Origin of the sequence: Pseudomonas sp. yb_2 (assembly GCF_043103905.1) — a bacterium.
GTDB classification, from domain to species: Bacteria; Pseudomonadota; Gammaproteobacteria; order Pseudomonadales; family Pseudomonadaceae; genus Aquipseudomonas; species Aquipseudomonas alloputida.
In genome coordinates, this window is sequence record NZ_JBICKH010000017.1 from 143,491 (window position 1) to 159,829 (window position 16,339).

16 protein-coding genes and 1 pseudogene are annotated in these 16,339 nt (G+C 61.1%); 8 read left to right on the plus strand and 9 right to left on the minus strand.

What is annotated here, in order from left to right:
• Positions 1-49: 49 nt before the first annotated feature.
• The 4 genes and pseudogenes from ACF8FB_RS04185 to ACF8FB_RS04200 all read left to right on the plus strand — a co-directional run.
• A pseudogene (locus ACF8FB_RS04185) lies at positions 50-646 on the plus strand (methyl-accepting chemotaxis protein); the annotation flags it as partial.
• A 168-nt stretch (positions 647-814) separates the two neighbouring features.
• Entirely contained in the window at positions 815-1,936 is a 1,122-nt protein-coding gene (locus ACF8FB_RS04190; protein ID WP_010952481.1) for a glycosyltransferase family 1 protein, read from the plus strand.
• A complete protein-coding gene (locus ACF8FB_RS04195; RefSeq protein ID WP_392511056.1) occupies positions 1,929-2,693 on the plus strand; it encodes a DUF2334 domain-containing protein in 765 nt (254 codons plus the stop codon). Before ACF8FB_RS04190 ends, ACF8FB_RS04195 begins: the two co-directional genes overlap by 8 nt.
• On the plus strand, positions 2,690-3,682 hold the full coding sequence (locus tag ACF8FB_RS04200; protein ID WP_010952479.1) for a lysylphosphatidylglycerol synthase transmembrane domain-containing protein: 993 nt from the start codon (positions 2,690-2,692) through the stop codon (positions 3,680-3,682). The genes ACF8FB_RS04195 and ACF8FB_RS04200 overlap by 4 nt, the downstream gene beginning before the upstream one ends.
• A gap of 231 nt (positions 3,683-3,913) precedes the next feature.
• Here ACF8FB_RS04200 and purU read toward each other — a convergent pair whose 3' ends face one another.
• A complete protein-coding gene (gene purU / locus ACF8FB_RS04205; RefSeq protein WP_003251921.1) occupies positions 3,914-4,765 on the minus strand; it encodes a formyltetrahydrofolate deformylase in 852 nt (283 codons plus the stop codon).
• Positions 4,766-5,049: 284 nt separating this feature from the next.
• On the opposite strand from purU, the gene mvaT reads away from it, so the two are divergent.
• Positions 5,050-5,427 (plus strand): histone-like nucleoid-structuring protein MvaT, encoded by a 378-nt coding sequence (gene mvaT, locus ACF8FB_RS04210; RefSeq protein WP_003251920.1) that lies wholly within the window; start codon positions 5,050-5,052, stop codon positions 5,425-5,427.
• 72 nt (positions 5,428-5,499) lie between these two features.
• Here the strand turns inward: mvaT and sbcB are convergent, their stop codons facing one another.
• From sbcB to ACF8FB_RS04225, 3 genes are all read right to left on the minus strand, one after another.
• Entirely contained in the window at positions 5,500-6,933 is a 1,434-nt protein-coding gene (sbcB, locus tag ACF8FB_RS04215; RefSeq protein WP_392511057.1) for an exodeoxyribonuclease I, read from the minus strand.
• 57 nt (positions 6,934-6,990) lie between these two features.
• Positions 6,991-7,350: a PilZ domain-containing protein gene (locus ACF8FB_RS04220; RefSeq protein ID WP_012053641.1), complete on the minus strand. Its 360-nt coding sequence runs from the start codon at positions 7,348-7,350 to the stop codon at positions 6,991-6,993.
• 123 nt (positions 7,351-7,473) lie between these two features.
• Positions 7,474-7,860 carry a hypothetical protein gene (locus tag ACF8FB_RS04225; RefSeq protein WP_003251914.1) on the minus strand — a complete coding sequence of 129 codons (387 nt, stop codon included), beginning with the start codon at positions 7,858-7,860 and terminating at the stop codon, positions 7,474-7,476.
• A gap of 180 nt (positions 7,861-8,040) precedes the next feature.
• Here ACF8FB_RS04225 and pyk point away from each other — a divergent pair, with 180 nt between their 5' ends.
• The gene (pyk, locus tag ACF8FB_RS04230; RefSeq protein ID WP_003251912.1) at positions 8,041-9,495 is read left to right on the plus strand and encodes a pyruvate kinase; all 1,455 of its coding nucleotides are present in this window, start codon (positions 8,041-8,043) and stop codon (positions 9,493-9,495) included.
• 127 nt (positions 9,496-9,622) lie between these two features.
• Here pyk and groL read toward each other — a convergent pair whose 3' ends face one another.
• The 5 genes from groL to ACF8FB_RS04255 all read right to left on the minus strand — a co-directional run bounded on the left by groL (position 9,623) and on the right by ACF8FB_RS04255 (position 14,202).
• Positions 9,623-11,263: a chaperonin GroEL gene (gene groL / locus ACF8FB_RS04235; RefSeq protein ID WP_010952474.1), complete on the minus strand. Its 1,641-nt coding sequence runs from the start codon at positions 11,261-11,263 to the stop codon at positions 9,623-9,625.
• 49 nt (positions 11,264-11,312) lie between these two features.
• A complete protein-coding gene (locus tag ACF8FB_RS04240; RefSeq protein ID WP_003251905.1) occupies positions 11,313-11,606 on the minus strand; it encodes a co-chaperone GroES in 294 nt (97 codons plus the stop codon).
• A gap of 244 nt (positions 11,607-11,850) precedes the next feature.
• Positions 11,851-12,312 (minus strand): FxsA family protein, encoded by a 462-nt coding sequence (locus ACF8FB_RS04245; RefSeq protein ID WP_003251903.1) that lies wholly within the window; start codon positions 12,310-12,312, stop codon positions 11,851-11,853.
• 65 nt (positions 12,313-12,377) lie between these two features.
• Positions 12,378-13,109 carry a HugZ family protein gene (locus tag ACF8FB_RS04250; RefSeq protein ID WP_049587345.1) on the minus strand — a complete coding sequence of 244 codons (732 nt, stop codon included), beginning with the start codon at positions 13,107-13,109 and terminating at the stop codon, positions 12,378-12,380.
• An 82-nt stretch (positions 13,110-13,191) separates the two neighbouring features.
• Entirely contained in the window at positions 13,192-14,202 is a 1,011-nt protein-coding gene (locus ACF8FB_RS04255; RefSeq protein ID WP_049587343.1) for a DUF481 domain-containing protein, read from the minus strand.
• Between the two features lie 164 nt (positions 14,203-14,366).
• Between ACF8FB_RS04255 and ACF8FB_RS04260 the strand changes: the two genes are divergently transcribed.
• Positions 14,367-14,720 carry an MGMT family protein gene (locus ACF8FB_RS04260; protein WP_010952470.1) on the plus strand — a complete coding sequence of 118 codons (354 nt, stop codon included), beginning with the start codon at positions 14,367-14,369 and terminating at the stop codon, positions 14,718-14,720.
• Positions 14,721-14,763: 43 nt separating this feature from the next.
• Positions 14,764-16,311: an AmpG family muropeptide MFS transporter gene (locus ACF8FB_RS04265; RefSeq protein WP_350298613.1), complete on the plus strand. Its 1,548-nt coding sequence runs from the start codon at positions 14,764-14,766 to the stop codon at positions 16,309-16,311.
• Positions 16,312-16,339: the final 28 nt, after the last annotated feature.

Below are 16,339 nucleotides of genomic sequence, written 5' to 3' on the forward strand. Positions count from 1 at the left end.
CTCCGCGCGCCTGCTGGCCGAAGAAGGCCAGCAAGTGGTCGAGCGCAACATTGCCGCGATGAACCGCCTGTCCGACCTGATCGTCACCTCCAGCGCGCACATCGAAACACTGAACAGCAAGACCGTGAATATCGGCCAGATCCTGGAAGTGATCACCAGCATTTCCCAGCAAACCAACCTGCTGGCGCTGAACGCCGCCATCGAAGCGGCCCGCGCCGGTGAGGCCGGGCGTGGCTTTGCCGTGGTCGCCGATGAGGTGCGCAATCTGGCGCACCGCACCCAGGAGTCGGCGCAGCAAGTGCAGACCATGATCGAAGAGCTGCAAGTCGGTGCCCGCGAGTCGGTCGACACCATGGAGCAGAGCCAGCGCCACAGCCAGGACAGCATGCAGATTGCCAACCAGGCGGGTGAGCGACTGGACAGCGTTACCGTGCGCATTGGCGAGATCGACGGCATGAACCAGTCGGTGGCCACTGCCACCGAAGAGCAGACCGCCGTGGTCGAGGCGATCAACATGGACATCAACGAGATCAACATGCTCAACCAGGAAGGCGTGGAGAACCTGCAAGCGACCCTGCGCGCCTGCTCCGACCTCGAGCAGCAGGCTGGCCGCCTGAAGCACCTGGTGGGCAGCTTCCGCATCTGATAGAGGCTACACATTCGCCTGGCGCAGCCTCTGCGCTGCGCCAGGCATTACGCACTCCCCTCCTCTCAAACCGATCGAACAAACTATCCTTCTGATAGGTCCACCTTTAGGCATTTCATCGCCGGCAATTCAACGCCGGATGACAGACCCGAAGACGATCCCGGAGGGATGCTGATCGTGCACATCGCCGACATCACCATGTTCTACGCCCCGGCCAGCGGTGGCGTACGTACCTATCTTGATGCCAAACATCACCGTCTCGACGCCATTCAAGGCGTACGCCACAGCCTGTTGATTCCCGGTGCCAGCGCCCAACACGGCGATGGCATCTATCAGGTACCTGCGCCGCCCTTGCCGTTTGGCAAGGGTTACCGCTTTCCGGTACGCCTGGCCCCCTGGTGCAATACACTGCGCACGCTCAAACCGGACCTGATCGAAGTTGGCGACCCCTACCTGACCGCCTGGGCGGCGCTGGAGGCGCGGCGCCAGCTCGACGTGCCCGTGATCGGTTTCTACCATTCCGACCTGCCGCTACTGGTCAGCAACCGCATGGGCAACTGGTTCGCACCCAATGTCGAGGCCTACGTCAGCAAGCTCTACGGCAATTTTGATCGGGTACTGGCCCCCAGCCAGGTGATGGCCGACAAACTACGCCGCTTGGGCGTGCGCGATGTCCATGTGCAGCCGCTGGGCGTTGACCTTGCCACTTTCCACCCCTCCCGGCGCGACCCACATGTACGTGCCGAACTGGGCATTGCCGACACCAGCCGCCTGTTGATCTTTGCCGGCCGCGGCTCGCGGGAAAAGAACCTGCCGGTGCTGCTTGACTGCATGCAGCAACTTGGCGACCCCTACCATCTGTTACTGGTGGGCTCGAACATGCCGGCCAGCGTGCCGCACAATGTCAGCGTCATCGATCACTTCTGCCCGGCTGCAGAGGTGGCCCGGCTGATCGCCAGCGCCGATTTGCTGGTGCATGCTGGCGACCAGGAAACATTCGGCCTGGTCATTCTCGAAGCCATGGCCAGCGCCACACCCGTGGTGGCCGTGCGCGCCGGTGCGTTCCCTGAAATCATCAACGAACAGTGTGGCCGCCTGTGCACGCCCAACGATGGCCGGGCCATGGCATCCGCCGTGCGCGAGGCATTCGAAGCAGGTATCCGCGAGCTCGGCGTGCAGGCCCGCCACCATGTAGAGCAACATTATTCATGGGATAACGTGGTAGCTGGCCTGCTCCAGCACTACCAGGCCGTGCTCGGCCACCAGCCGCAGGTGCGCGCCCATGCTTGAGCCTTCCGCCAGCCAACGCAGCCTCATGCTAGTGTTGCATGATGTTGCCCCGGAAACCTGGCCGGACTATGAACCGTTCGTAGGGGCCGTGGACGCGCTGGGCCACGTGCCAATGACATGGCTGGTGGTCCCGGACTTCCATCGACGCAATCCGCTGCACCAGGCACCTTCGTTCTGCCGTCTGCTGGACGAACGCCTTGCCAAAGGCGACGAACTGGCGCTTCACGGCTATGCCCATGCTGACGAAGGCCCCGCACCGCGCAGCCCCATCGACTACTTCATGCGGCGCATTTATACCCATGAAGGCGAGTTCTACGGCCTTGATGAGAACGAAGCGCTTACCCGGCTACAGGAGGGCCTGGCGCAGTTCGAGAGCCAAGGTTGGCCTGTGGCAGGCTTTGTCGCACCGGCCTGGCTCATGAGCCAGGGCACGCGGCAAGCGCTGTGCCGCCTGCCACTGAAATACACCAGTACACCTCAGCATCTGTACCGCTTGCCAGACTTTACGGCAATTGATGCGCCAGGCCTGGTCTGGAGCGCCCGGAGCGCATGGCGTCGCAAACTGTCCCGCACGCTGTGCGACTGGCAATGCCAGCGCTGGCGGGGCGCGAGCACGTTGCGCTTGGGACTGCACCCTGTAGACATGCGCCATCGCTCATCCCGTGACTATTGGTTGCGCACGCTGGAGAGACTGTTGAAGGATGGCCGCGAACCGCTGACCAAGTCTGCCTGGCTGGAGCGCCAGGGGGCAGCATGAAGCGCTGGGCCTGGCTGGCGCTGGCATTGCTGGGTGCAGCGCTGGTGCCAGCGTTGCTGGGTGGTAGCGAGCTGCTGCCGAGGCTGAGCCGGTTCGACCCGCACCTGCTGCTCATGCTACTAGGCATGATTCTGTTGTGCTGGGTCATCAATGCGCTGCGCCTGCGCCTGTTGCTGGGTGAGCAGGCAAAACAGTTGAGCCATGCTCGCAGCCTGGGCGTGGTCATGGCCACCGAGTTTGCCATCTGCACCACCCCTGGCGGCAGTGGTGGGCCGCTGACCCTGATGGCCCTGCTGGCGCGAGACCGCATCCGCCCGGCGCGCAGCGGCGCCGTTTTTGCCATGGACCAGTTGAACGACCTGGTGTTCTTCTTCTGCGCAATGCTGGCGATTGCCGGCTACGCGCTGTTCCACAGCCTGGGCCGCAGCCAGGAAAGCATGTTGCTTGGCAGTGCGTTACTGCTGTGCTCAGCGTTGGCCGGGGTGATCGGGCTGTTGCGCTACCGGCGCCCGATAATGCGCATGAACGGCAGGCTGTTGCAGCGCATGGGGATGGGCCAGCCGCGCAAACGTCGCTGGGCGCGCAAACTGCTGCACTTCGTTGCAGCACTGGCGCAGACCTGGCGCCTGCCCAAGCGCAGGCTGAGCCTGGTGTTCACCCTGACCTGCATCCACTGGGGACTGCGCTACAGCGTCTTGTACCTGGTGCTGCGGGGCTTGGGGGTAGACCTGCACTGGATTCCCAGCTTCCTGGTGCAGATGCTGTCGCTCAGCGCCGGCCAATTCAGTCTGCTGCCTGGCGGCGCCGGGGCCGCCGAACTGACGTCGGCCAGCCTGTTGACACCCTTGGTGGGCAGCTCGACCGCAGCTGCGGCAATCCTGATATGGCGGGCGGTTACGTATTACTTTTATCTGCTGGCTGGGGGGCCGGTGTTTGTGTGCCTGCTGGGACGTCCGTTGCTGGAGCGCTGGCGGCGTCAGGCGGGTTGAGCTGTTGCCAGAGTTCGGCGGCGCCGGGGAAGTCGGTGCCATCCGTGTCATCCAGGGCTTCAGGGTCGTAGCGGGCCAGGCAGCCTTCGCCAAGGATCGGTGGAGGTGAGGCGACGGGGTTGTTGCGTTGCTTGGTCATTGCCGTTTCACCCAGGATTGCCGGGGCGCTCTGCGCCCCTGTCGTGACAGGGCTGCGCAGCAGCCCGGAATCTCACAGCAAGCCGCACGATGTCAGTCGAACACCACAGTCTTGTTACCATGCACCAGCACGCGGTCCTCCAGGTGATAACGCAGGCCACGGGCCAGCACCATCTTCTCCACATCACGGCCGAAGCGGACCATGTCCTCGATGCTGTCGGCATGGCTGACACGCACCACATCCTGCTCGATGATCGGGCCGGCATCCAGCTCTTCGGTGACGTAGTGGCACGTCGCGCCGATCAGCTTCACCCCACGCAGGGCGGCCTGGTGGTAAGGCTTGGCGCCGACGAACGACGGCAGGAAGCTGTGATGGATGTTGATCACCTTCTCGGCATAGTCCCGGCACAGTTGTGGCGGCAGGATCTGCATGTAGCGGGCCAGCACCACGACGTCGGCGGCATGCTCCTGCACCAGGCGCGACACTTCGGCAAAGGCCGGGGCCTTGTCTTTGGGGTCGACCGGTACATGGAAGAACGGAATACCGTGCCACTCGACCATGCTGCGCAGGTCGTTGTGGTTGGAAATCACGCAAGGGATCTCGCAGTCCAGCTCATCGGTGTGCCAGCGGTGCAGCAAGTCTGCCAGGCAGTGCGACTCACGGCTGGCCATCAATACCACGCGTTTTTTCTGAGCCGAGTCGGTAATGCGCCAGGTCATGGAGAACTCTTCGGCGATCGGCGCAAACGCCTCACGGAAGGCTTCGATACCGAACGGCAGCGATTCAGCGCGGATTTCATGACGCATGAAGAACCAACCGCTCTGCTCATCGGAGTGGTGGCTGGCTTCGTTGATCCAGCCATTGTACAAGGCCAGGAAATTACTGACTTTCGCCACGATGCCTACACGGTCGGGGCAGGCGATCACCAGACGATAGGTGCGCATGAATGAGACTCCAGAACTTCGCAAAGGCGCCTATTCTAGCGGTCCGCCAGAAAAAACACAGTATTGATCGTTACCGCGATGGCATATGCAAGCCCGAAAACGCCACACGGGCGCTGCCTGACAGACAAGAGGAAACGCACGGGGCATATGTAAAAATTTGTTCACGTAGAGAAATGCTGTCACAGCTTAATTAACAGTTAATTGCCCAATCTTATGTTTACTTGCGAGTATGGGCTGTCTATTATTGCCCCACACATTTCTGAACACGCATTAAGGAACACTCCATGTCCCTGATCAACGAGTACCGCGCCACCGAAGAAGCCATCAAGGAACTTCAGGCCCGCCTGGCCAATCTGTCGCAGGATGACAAGCTGAAGAAAGAACTGGAGTTCGAAGGCAAACTGCGCACACTGATGGGCGAGTACTCCAAGTCGCTGCGCGACGTGATTGCCCTGCTCGATCCAGAATCGAAACTGAGCAAGGCACCTCGTGGTTCGGTCAAGACTACCGCCACCAAGCGCGCACGCAAGGTCAAGCAATACAAGAACCCGCACAACGGTGAAGTGATCGAAACCAAAGGCGGCAACCACAAGACCCTGAAAGAGTGGAAAGCCACTTGGGGCGGCGATGTGGTTGAAAGCTGGGCAACCCTGCTGGACTGATTATCCGCATACGCCTCTTGCTTCGCACAACAAAAACGCCGGCACACTGCCGGCGTTTTTGTTTTCCTGCCATCAGCCGATGGAATAGTGTTCCTGCAATTGTCGGGCATGCATTTGCCAAGCCTCCAACACTCGCCTGCCTGCCTCGTCGGCGCCCTCCCAGGCTTGCTGGCGCGCCTTTTCGAAGTCGCCCAAGGTATTCGGCGCCCCCCACTGCGGTTCGCTCAGGCGCTGTTGGCAGAAGCCATACCAACGTTGCCGCTCTTCGGGGGTCAAGGTTTCAGGGAAGTTACGTGCCCGGTAGCGGAACAACAGCTCCGGCAAACGCGGATCATCGAACATCCAGTGGCCATGGCTCAACTGCGCCGGTTCCAGCGCACGAACTTGCTCGCATAAGCGCCGGTCGCGGTCACCTATAAAACCCTCATACAACTGCTGTTCCGGGTCCTCGCTCGGGGCGAACTCGTCCTTGCCATAGATGTGCTCCAGCTTTTCTTGCCATTGCGCCTGTTGATTGGCCAATTGTTCGCCGCGCGATTGTAACAACGTCAAGTCCAGGCCCAATCGTTGTTGATCGACCGGGCGCAATACCGACAGCGGCGCCACTACCGGGCAACGATTGATCTGCACCAATTTGAGCGGTACCGGTAATTCACCTTCGGCCAATTCATCATGCCGGGTGTACAAGCGCTGACGCAAAACTTCAGCACTTTCCCGCAGTAACGGTAGGGTTTCCTGATGCAGGTCGCAGACAATCAGTGCATTGCGATTACGCGGGTGCCAGGCCAGTGGCAATACCACCCCCAGGTAACTGCGCGCCGCCGAAAAACGCCCGGATATATGCACCAGTGGCTGCAACAGACGGACCTGCTCCATCACTTTATGCTTGCTGCGCAGTTGAAACAGCCAGTCATACAACTTGGGTTGTTTCTGCCGAATCAGGCGAGCCAAGGCAATGGTTGCCCGCACGTCGGAAAGCGCTTCGTGGGCATGACCGTGGTCAATGCCATTGGCCTTGCTCAGCAGCTCCAGACGCAGGCTGGTGCGCCCGTCCTGCTGCGGCCATTCAATGCCTTCCGGGCGCAGGGCATAGGCGGTGCGCACAATGTCGATCAGGTCCCAGCGGCTATTGCCTCCCTGCCATTCACGGGCATAGGGGTCGAAAAAGTTGCGGTAAAGGCTGTAGCGGGTCACTTCATCGTCGAAGCGCAGGGTGTTGTAGCCGGCACCACAGGTACCCGGTTGCGCCAGCTGGGCGTGCACGCGAGTCATGAACTCGGCTTCGCACAGGCCCTGCTCCGCCAGCAGTTGCGGCGTAATGCCTGTCACCAGGCAGGCCGCCGGGTGCGGCAGGATGTCGTCCGACGGTCGGCAATAAAGGCTGATTGGCTCGTCGATTTCGTTGAGGTCGAAGTCAGTGCGCAGGCCGGCCACCTGCAGCGGCCGATCACAGCGCGGGTTGATGCCGGTGGTTTCATAGTCGTGCCAGAAAATGCTGGAGGTCACGGGGTCGTCCTGTGTCAAGGTCGACCCGATTCTAGCGCGATTCTGAAAAATGAACGTTCAGACGGGAGCGTTGGCGGGGCGGAAACTGAAATAGTCGCGCAACGAACGTACGAAATCATCGTACTCGCGCGGAGACTGCAGCAGCATAAAGCCCGAATCGTAGTGCCCAGGCGTCTGGTCCTCGCGGCACCACAGGCAACTGGCCGTGAGGTTGACGAACTGGTGCCCGCCGCCAGGCAGGGGCATACGCAGTTGCAGCTCGTAATCAGGCCCGACCAACACGGGCAGCTGGCTGATGACCATCAACCCATTTTCAGAGGCATTGCCTAGCTGGCCGATCTCCTGACCGGTAAAGCGGTTGAACACCTTGAGGACACAAGGTAGTTGATGACGTTCGATGTGGCGCTTGTTGAACATGATCGCGAGTGTATTCCGTACCTGATGCCAGGAATACAAGGTACTGGCGGTTGTTGTAACAGCTGAGTTACAGATTAGCGCAGCACGCGCAGCAAATCTCGTGAAATAAACCACACCTTTGTGTTAGCGCCAAGGTACGGTCGTCACCGGGTTGGCCACGGCCGTTTCTGCACCGCGCAAATGACCGAGTTTTTCCAGGGTCTGCAGGCGCGCCCGGGCGCGATAGGCATATTCGTTGCCCGGGTACTGCTGGATAAGGTACTGATAGGTTTGCGCCGCGTCCACGTACAACGCCTGGCGCTCCAGGCACTGGCCGCGCAGCAGTGACACTTCGGGGTGGATGAACGGCCGGGCACGGCTGGTGCGATCAACCTGCGACAGTTCGAGCATGACCCGTGCGCAATCGCCGCGGTCGTAGGCGCGGTAGGCATTGTTCAGATGGTGGTCCATGGACCAGCGGGTACAGCCGACGGCGCTGGCGGCCAAGGCTAAAACGATCAGGGCTCGCATGGGGATCTCCTTTGATGCCAGTGTATCGGCGTTTGCCTGCAAATCTTCACACCCTTTTGCAAGGATACCCTGCCCCGTTCAAATGCCACCCTGCCTTGGTTGCAGGTAGTGCAACGGAACAATGACTACAGCGAGATTCAGGAGTAGCCTTTCGCTGCGCTTCACTATAGGAGTCTGTGCATGAGCATCCGCCGCACCAAAATCGTCGCCACCCTTGGCCCCGCCAGCAACTCGCCGGAAGTGATCGAACAACTGATCCTCGCCGGCCTGGACGTGGCACGTCTGAACTTCTCCCACGGCACGCCGGACGAGCACAAGGCCCGCGCGCGCCTGATCCGTGACATCGCCGCCAAGAATGGCCGCCATGTTGCACTGCTGGGCGACCTGCAGGGTCCGAAGATCCGCATCGCCAAGTTCGCCAACAAGCGCATCGAACTGAAGATCGGTGACAAGTTCACCTTCTCCACCGCCCACCCGCTGACCGAAGGCAACCAGGACATCGTCGGTATCGACTACCCCGACCTGGTCAAGGACTGCGGCGTTGGTGACGAACTGCTGCTCGACGATGGCCGCGTGGTCATGCGCGTCGAAACCGCCACTGCAGATGCCCTGCACTGCGTGGTGATCATCGGTGGCCCACTGTCGGACCACAAAGGCATCAACCGTAAAGGTGGCGGCCTGACCGCACCGGCCCTGACCGAAAAAGACAAGGCCGACATCAAACTGGCTGCGGAAATGGACCTGGACTACCTGGCCGTATCCTTCCCGCGTGACGCCAGCGATATGGAATACGCGCGCAAGCTGCGTGACGAAGCCGGCGGCAGCGCCTGGCTGGTAGCCAAGATCGAACGCGCCGAAGCGGTGGCCGATGACGAGACCCTCGACAAGCTGATCGCCGCCTCCGACGCTGTGATGGTTGCCCGTGGTGACCTGGGCGTGGAAATCGGCGACGCCGAGCTGATCGCTATCCAGAAGAAGATCATCCAGCACGCCCGCCGCAACAACAAGGCCGTGATCGTGGCGACCCAGATGATGGAGTCGATGATCCAGAACCCGATGCCGACCCGCGCGGAAGTGTCCGACGTGGCCAACGCCGTGCTGGACAACACCGATGCGGTGATGCTGTCGGCCGAAAGCGCCGCCGGTTCCTACCCGATCGAAGCTGTCCAGGCCATGGCACGCATCTGCCTGGGTGCCGAAAAGCACCCGACCAGCCAGAAGTCCAGCCATCGCCTGCACACCACCTTCCAGCGCTGCGACGAAAGCATCGCCTTGGCGGCCATGTACACTGCCAACCACTTCCCGGGCGTAAAGGCGATCATCGCCCTGACCGAAAGCGGCTACACCCCGCTGATCATGTCGCGCCTGCGTTCGCATGTACCGATCTTCGCCCTGTCGCCGCACCGCGCCACCCAGGCGCGCGCCTCGATGTTCCGTGGCGTGTACCCGATTGCCTTCGACCCGGCCGCGCTGCCGGCCGATAAGGTGAGCCAGGCGGCGGTCGACGAACTGCTCAAACGTGGCCTGGTGGAGCAAGGTGACTGGGTGATCCTGACCAAGGGTGACAGCTACCACACCATCGGTGGCACCAATGGCATGAAGATCCTGCACGTCGGTGATCCGCTGGTCGGTTGATCCACTCGTTTCACAGCACAAGGCTCAAGCGCAGCCTTGTGCTGCGAAGAGGCCCCGACACAGCAATAAAAAAAGCCCCGGTTCTCGCGAACCGGGGCTTTTTTATGGTGCGGGGAGTAAGGCTGGCTTACATCATGCCGCCCATGCCACCCATGCCGCCCATGTCAGGCATGCCAGCAGCTGGCTTGTCTTCCGGCAGGTCGGCAACCATGGCTTCGGTGGTGATCATCAGACCGCCGATCGAAGCAGCAGCTTGCAGCGCCGAGCGAGTGACCTTGGCTGGGTCCAGGATACCCATCTCGATCATGTCGCCGTATTCACCGGTAGCGGCGTTGTAGCCAAAGTTGCCCGAACCCTGCTTGACCTTGTCAGCAACCACGCTTGGCTCATCACCGGCGTTGGCAGTGATCTGGCGCAGCGGGGATTCAACAGCGCGACGCAGCAGCGCGATACCGACGTTCTGGTCTTCGTTGTCGCCTTTCAGGTCGATGATGGCTGCCAGGGCGCGAACCAGGGCAACACCACCGCCAGGCACCACGCCTTCTTCAACGGCTGCACGGGTAGCGTGCAGGGCGTCTTCAACGCGGGCTTTCTTCTCTTTCATTTCAACTTCGGTGCCGGCACCGACCTTGATCACGGCAACACCGCCAGCCAGCTTGGCCAGACGCTCTTGCAGCTTCTCACGGTCGTAGTCCGAGGAAGTTTCTTCGATCTGGGCACGGATCTGCTTGACGCGTGCTTCGATCTCGGTGTCAGCGCCAGCACCGTCGATGATGGTGGTGTTTTCCTTGGACAGGATGACGCGCTTGGCGTTACCCAGGTGCTCCAGGGTAGCGGTTTCCAGGGACAGGCCGATTTCTTCGGAGATGACCTGGCCGCCAGTCAGGACAGCGATGTCCTGCAGCATGGCCTTGCGGCGATCGCCGAAGCCCGGAGCCTTGACTGCAGCAACCTTGACGATGCCGCGCATGTTGTTGACTACCAGGGTAGCCAGCGCTTCACCTTCAACGTCTTCGGCAACGATCAGCAGTGGGCGGCCGGCCTTGGCAACGGCTTCCAGAACTGGCAGCAGCTCACGGATGTTGGAGATTTTCTTGTCGACCAGCAGCAGCAGCGGGCCTTCCAGCTCGGCAACCATGGTGTCCGGCTTGTTGACGAAGTACGGCGACAGGTAGCCGCGGTCGAACTGCATGCCTTCTACGACGGACAGTTCGTTTTCCAGGCCCGAGCCTTCTTCAACGGTGATCACGCCTTCTTTACCGACTTTTTCCATGGCTTCGGCGATGATTTCACCGATGGAGTTGTCGGAGTTGGCAGAGATGGTACCTACCTGGGCGATGGCCTTGGAGTCGGCGCATGGCTTGGACAGGTTCTTCAGTTCGGCAACGACGGCAGCAGTGGCCTTGTCGATACCGCGCTTCAGGTCCATCGGGTTCATGCCGGCAGCGACGGCTTTCAGGCCTTCGTTGACGATGGCCTGAGCCAGAACGGTAGCGGTGGTGGTGCCGTCACCGGCAGCGTCGTTGGCCTTGGAAGCAACTTCCTTGACCAGCTGGGCGCCCATGTTTTCGAAAGCGTCTTTCAGCTCGATTTCTTTGGCGACGGAAACGCCGTCCTTGGTGATGGTCGGCGCGCCGAAGCTCTTGGCCAGTACCACGTTACGGCCTTTCGGGCCCAGGGTCGCTTTTACCGCGTCAGCCAGAACGTTGACACCAACCAGCATTTTCTTACGAGCGGAATCACCAAATTTTACGTCTTTAGCAGCCATGATCGTTTAATCCTTGAAAAACTTTGGAGTAACGGGAAGTCGGGGGAAATCAGCCTTCGACAACGGCGAGGATTTCGTTCTCGGCCATGACCAGCAGGTCTTCGCCATCGACTTTCACGGTGTTGCTGCCCGAGTACGGGCCGAAAACCACTTTGTCACCCACTTTCACGGCCAGCGCGCGAACTTCGCCGTTGTCCAGGACGCGACCGGTGCCGACGGCTACAACTTCGCCGCGGTTTGGTTTTTCAGCGGCCGAACCCGGCAGGACGATACCGCCAGCGGTTTTCGATTCTTCTTCGCTGCGACGGATGACTACGCGGTCATGCAGAGGACGAAGTTTCATTGTCGATCTCTCCCAAATTGTGGTTTTCATCGGCCGGTTCGACACCGGCGGTTTTGATGCTGTCCGGCGTTGCCGGGGGTGGCCCGCTGTGAGCGAACCACCTGTGTAATGTCTGGTGTTGCCACCAGAAACCTTGCGGTGACCACATACATGAGGCCGCCACATCCGATTACAAGGCTCGAGATAGAAAATTTTTCATCAGGCCAAAAAAAAACCGGGGCCGCTTGCGCGGCCCCGGTCCTTCTTACTTGTCGCGGCGCTCGTACTCGCCTTCGATCACGTTCGGGCGGTGGCCGCCATCACGCGGCTGCGCCTGGAAGGGGTCATCCTGGAATGCACGCTGGCGCATGGCCTGGGCCTCGGCACGCTCGCGCATCTTGCGCGCCGCCAGGCGGCGGGTGAATGGCAGCAGGCACAGCACACCCAGCACGTCGCTGATGAAACCGGGCAGCAACAACAGGCCACCGCCCACGGCCAGCATCATGCCCTGGAACATGTCCTCGGCGGGCAATTCACCGCGCTGCAGGCTTTCACGGGCGCGCAATGCAGTCGCCAGGCCGGCCACCCGCATGACCAATACGCCCAGGGCGGAGCCGGCGATGATCAGCAGCAACGCCGGGAAGAAACCGATAGCCGCGCTGACCTTCACGAAGACGAACAGCTCCAGCACAGGAAAAATCAGAAACAGCAGTAGAAAAGCACGCATCAAGGGTTCCTCGACGGAAGATAACCTTCCAATAAGACCTCAAATGGATGCCTGCGCTCCGGATTTCAACCCTCGGCTTGCATCACAAGCGGCCAATGGTCGGCGCGAGCCAGCAAAACCAAGGCCTCGCGGACTTGTGTCGGCGTGTTGCAAGTAGTGGGGAAAGGCAGCCAGTGCACTGCCTGGCCGATGCGCAGGTGCATGCCTTCGCTGTCTACCCCAACCATCTGCGCTGGTACGTGCTGTGGCAACCCGGTCAATTCGACGTAGTGGGCAATGGCACTGGCGTGATCGCTGTTCATGTGTTCGATCATGCTCCCCTCGGCCTTGCCCGCGAACGGGTTGGCCAAGGTGACATGGTCAAGCCAGTGGATCGCACCAAAGCCGCCGATGTAGCGGTGGCGCACCGGTTGCAGCACCCAGAAATCGAAGTCGTGGGCCTTGTGATAGTTGGCCGCGTCCGGGAAATAGCGGTAATAGCGTTCGGCGGCGGCCTCGATGACGGCCTCTTCGACCAGCTTGTGCGCTTCGGCCATTACCGTCAGGCGCCCTACCGCCTGCACATCCTCAGCCTCGCGCTCCCCCACCAGCAGCGAACACTTGGGGTCCTTCTGCAGGTTGTGGGTGTGCTGGGCAATGCGGCTGATCAGGATCAGCGGGTTGCCCTGGGCGTCCAGGCAGTACGGCACGACCGAACCGAAGGGGTAGCCAGGCATCGACCTGGAATGTGTCGAAAGCACGCCGCGGTATTCCTTGAGCAGCAGTTCCCGGGCGGGGCGAATGGCGTTGGTACTCACTTGAGGGCGGCTCCTGGCGGACGGGTCGGGGACAAGATAAGCATTATCAGCTGCCTGTGCCACTGACCTGCATCCAGACGCCTTACCAGGTAACGCCAAAGCCCGCGGTATAGCGTGTCTTGTCCAGGTCACTCTCACGCGTGCCCGTGATGATATCCTTCTCCGCCTTGAGGTTGAGCGAGGCCCACTCGGTGACCTTGTAGCGCAGGCCAACCTCGGCATCCAGCGAGTAGTCGGCCACGCCACCCAGCGGCTTGGCGAACTCGCCGTTGGTGAACAGCTGCACGTTCTTGCCGATCAGGTAGCGGGTGTAATCCCACTTCACGGCCGCAGAATAGAAATTATCCTTGCCGCCGTCCCGGTACTCGAAATCAGTGCGGTTGATCAGTGAGCCCAGCGAGAACGCACCCAGCTCATCGTCCCAGAACTGGTAACCCGGGCCGGTACCCACGGTGCGCTGGCGGGCCAGGTCTTCGATGTGATCGCGCTTGTACTCCGCACGCCCCTGCCAGAACCACTTATCGGTAATGAAGCGGTCCAGCGCGTACTCGGCGCTCCAGTTGTTGGTGGTGGTGACGTCGTCCTTGGTCTCGCGGTTGTACTCACCCTCGGCGTTGTGCCGCCAGCGGCCATGGCGGGCAGTGGTCTTGAAGCCCACGTCATAATCGTCGGTGTCGTTCTCGGCGCGCTTGTAGTCCAGCGCCACGTCGACATTACCTTTCCACACGAAATCCTCGACCAGCGGCTTGGGCTTCATGATCTGCTCGATGCTGGCCAGCGCCACCGTCTTCGGTGAATCGCCATTGGCCAAGGTAACCTTGCCTGCCTCTGCCGCCTTGAGCGACTTGGCTTTCTCTCCGCTGTAGGCGTCCTGCTTGACCAGCATCTCCTGGTCGCTTTCCAGCGTCTGGACCTGTTTCCAGTCCAGGGCGATGGACCCGCCATAAGGGGTTTCCAGCAGCAGCTTGCCGCCGTCGAATACCTTGATCTTGCCACTTAGCCGATCACCGTTCTTCATCCACACAGTGTCGGCCCACACCGGAGAGGCACACAGGGAAACAGCAAGAAGGCACAACAAGGATCTAGAATTCATAAACGGGCTTTGTTTGCGGACTATGGGTTCGATTTGACGAAAAAGCCGGGCATTATCCAGATACCCACGACCAGAGCAAGGACAGACCGGGAGTATGCCGTTGAGTTCAACTCTCATTTACCAGACCACCGGTCCGGTTTCATCTGCAGCCCAAGGCGGGCGAGATGTCTGATGGATATGAGCACGCCCTCGATTCGGCCGAGGGCCGACGAACGGCGCTGTATTCAGTACTGGGCCAGGTGCCACCCGGCAAGGTCGTGAGCTATGGCCAACTGGCCGAACTGGCCGGGCTTGGCCGTGCGGCGCGCTGGGTTGGGCGCACCCTGGGGCAGTTGCCTGCAGACACACGCCTGCCTTGGCACCGGGTGCTTGGTGCAGGTGGCCGGCTGAGCCTGGCGCTGGGCACCCCGTCGGGCGATGAACAACGGGCGCGGTTACGCGCAGAAGGTGTGAATGTAAGCAACAATCGTGTGGATATGACGCGCCATGGCTGGCGCCCAATGGAGCACAGCGGTTAGAGTGCGCGCTTTGTTTTCGAAAACTTGAGGCAGATGTTGGCCCATGCCCCGTAAAACCTGGCGCGCTGCGCTTGCTGCCTATGCCAGCCCGTCAACATTGGTACTTTTGCTACTCGGTTTCGCCGCCGGCCTACCCTACATGCTGGTGTTCTCGACCCTGTCGGTATGGTTGCGCGAAGCCGGCGTTGCCCGTGAAACCATCGGTTATGCCAGCCTGATTGGCTTGGCCTACGCCTTCAAGTGGGTCTGGTCACCGCTGCTCGACCAATGGCGCTTGCCGCTGCTTGGCGGCCTCGGGCGCCGGCGTTCGTGGCTGCTGTTGTCGCAAGCACTGGTGGTGATCGGGCTGGTCGGCATGAGCCTGTGCGACCCGCAACAGCATCTCTCCTGGCTGATCGCCATGGCCGTACTGGTGGCCTTCGCCTCGGCTACCCAGGACATCGCTGTCGACGCCTACCGCCTGGAAATCGCTGATGACCAGCGCCAGGCCGCGCTCGCAGCCAGTTACATGGCCGGCTACCGGGTGGCTGCCTTGCTCGCCACGGCCGGTGCCCTGTTCTTCGCCGAGTGGTTCGGCTCTACCGGCTTCAGCTACCTGCACAAGGCCTGGGCCGGCACGTACGTGATGTTCGGGGTGATGATGCTGCCCGCCCTGTTCACCACGTTGGTCATGCGCGAACCATCAGTGCCCATGCGCACCCAGCTATCGGCAGCGCGCTACGGGCTGGTGCACCAGATGGCCTCGGTGTTCGTGCTGATCATCCTGCTGGTCTCGGTACCGGCCAGCTTCACCCAGATGTTCAATACCGGTTGGTCCAGCGTGATCTCCGGTGATGCCACGCCGCTCGACCTGCTGCTGGAAGACCGCGCCTTCCTGCGCCTGATCCTCTACGTGCTGCTGTCCTGGGCCTGCCTGTCGAGCCTCGGCCGTCGCGGCCTGGCCCCCGTGCTGACCCCGATCAACGACTTCATCACCCGCTACCGCTGGCAGGCTCTGCTGCTGCTAGGCCTGATCGCCACCTATCGCATGTCGGACACGGTGATGGGGGTGATGGCCAACGTGTTCTATATCGACATGGGCTTCACCAAGGACCAGATTGCCAGCGTCAGCAAGATCTTCGGCCTGATCATGACCCTGGTCGGCGCCGGGGTTGGCGGCCTGCTGATCGTACGCTTCGGCATCATGCCCATCCTGTTCATCGGCGGCGTAGCCTCTGCCGGCACCAACATCCTGTTCCTGATGCTGGCTGACATGGGGCCGAACCTGGAAATGCTGGTGGTGACCATCTCACTGGACAACTTCAGCTCCGGCATGGCTACCTCGGCCTTTGTCGCCTACCTGTCAAGCCTGACCAACCTGAAGTTCTCGGCGACCCAGTACGCGCTGCTCAGTTCGATCATGCTGCTGTTGCCGCGGCTGATTGGCGGGTATTCGGGCGTTATTGTGGAGAAGTTCGGCTACCACGACTTCTTCCTGATCACGGCGCTGCTGGGGGTGCCTACGCTGATCCTGATCGCCCTGCAGTGGCATCAGGAAGCCGGGCGGGGGACGCCGGTGGCGGACGACCACTCGGTGGCTGAGCGGCCCTGAAGCTTTGTATTGCCTGTGCTGGCCTCTT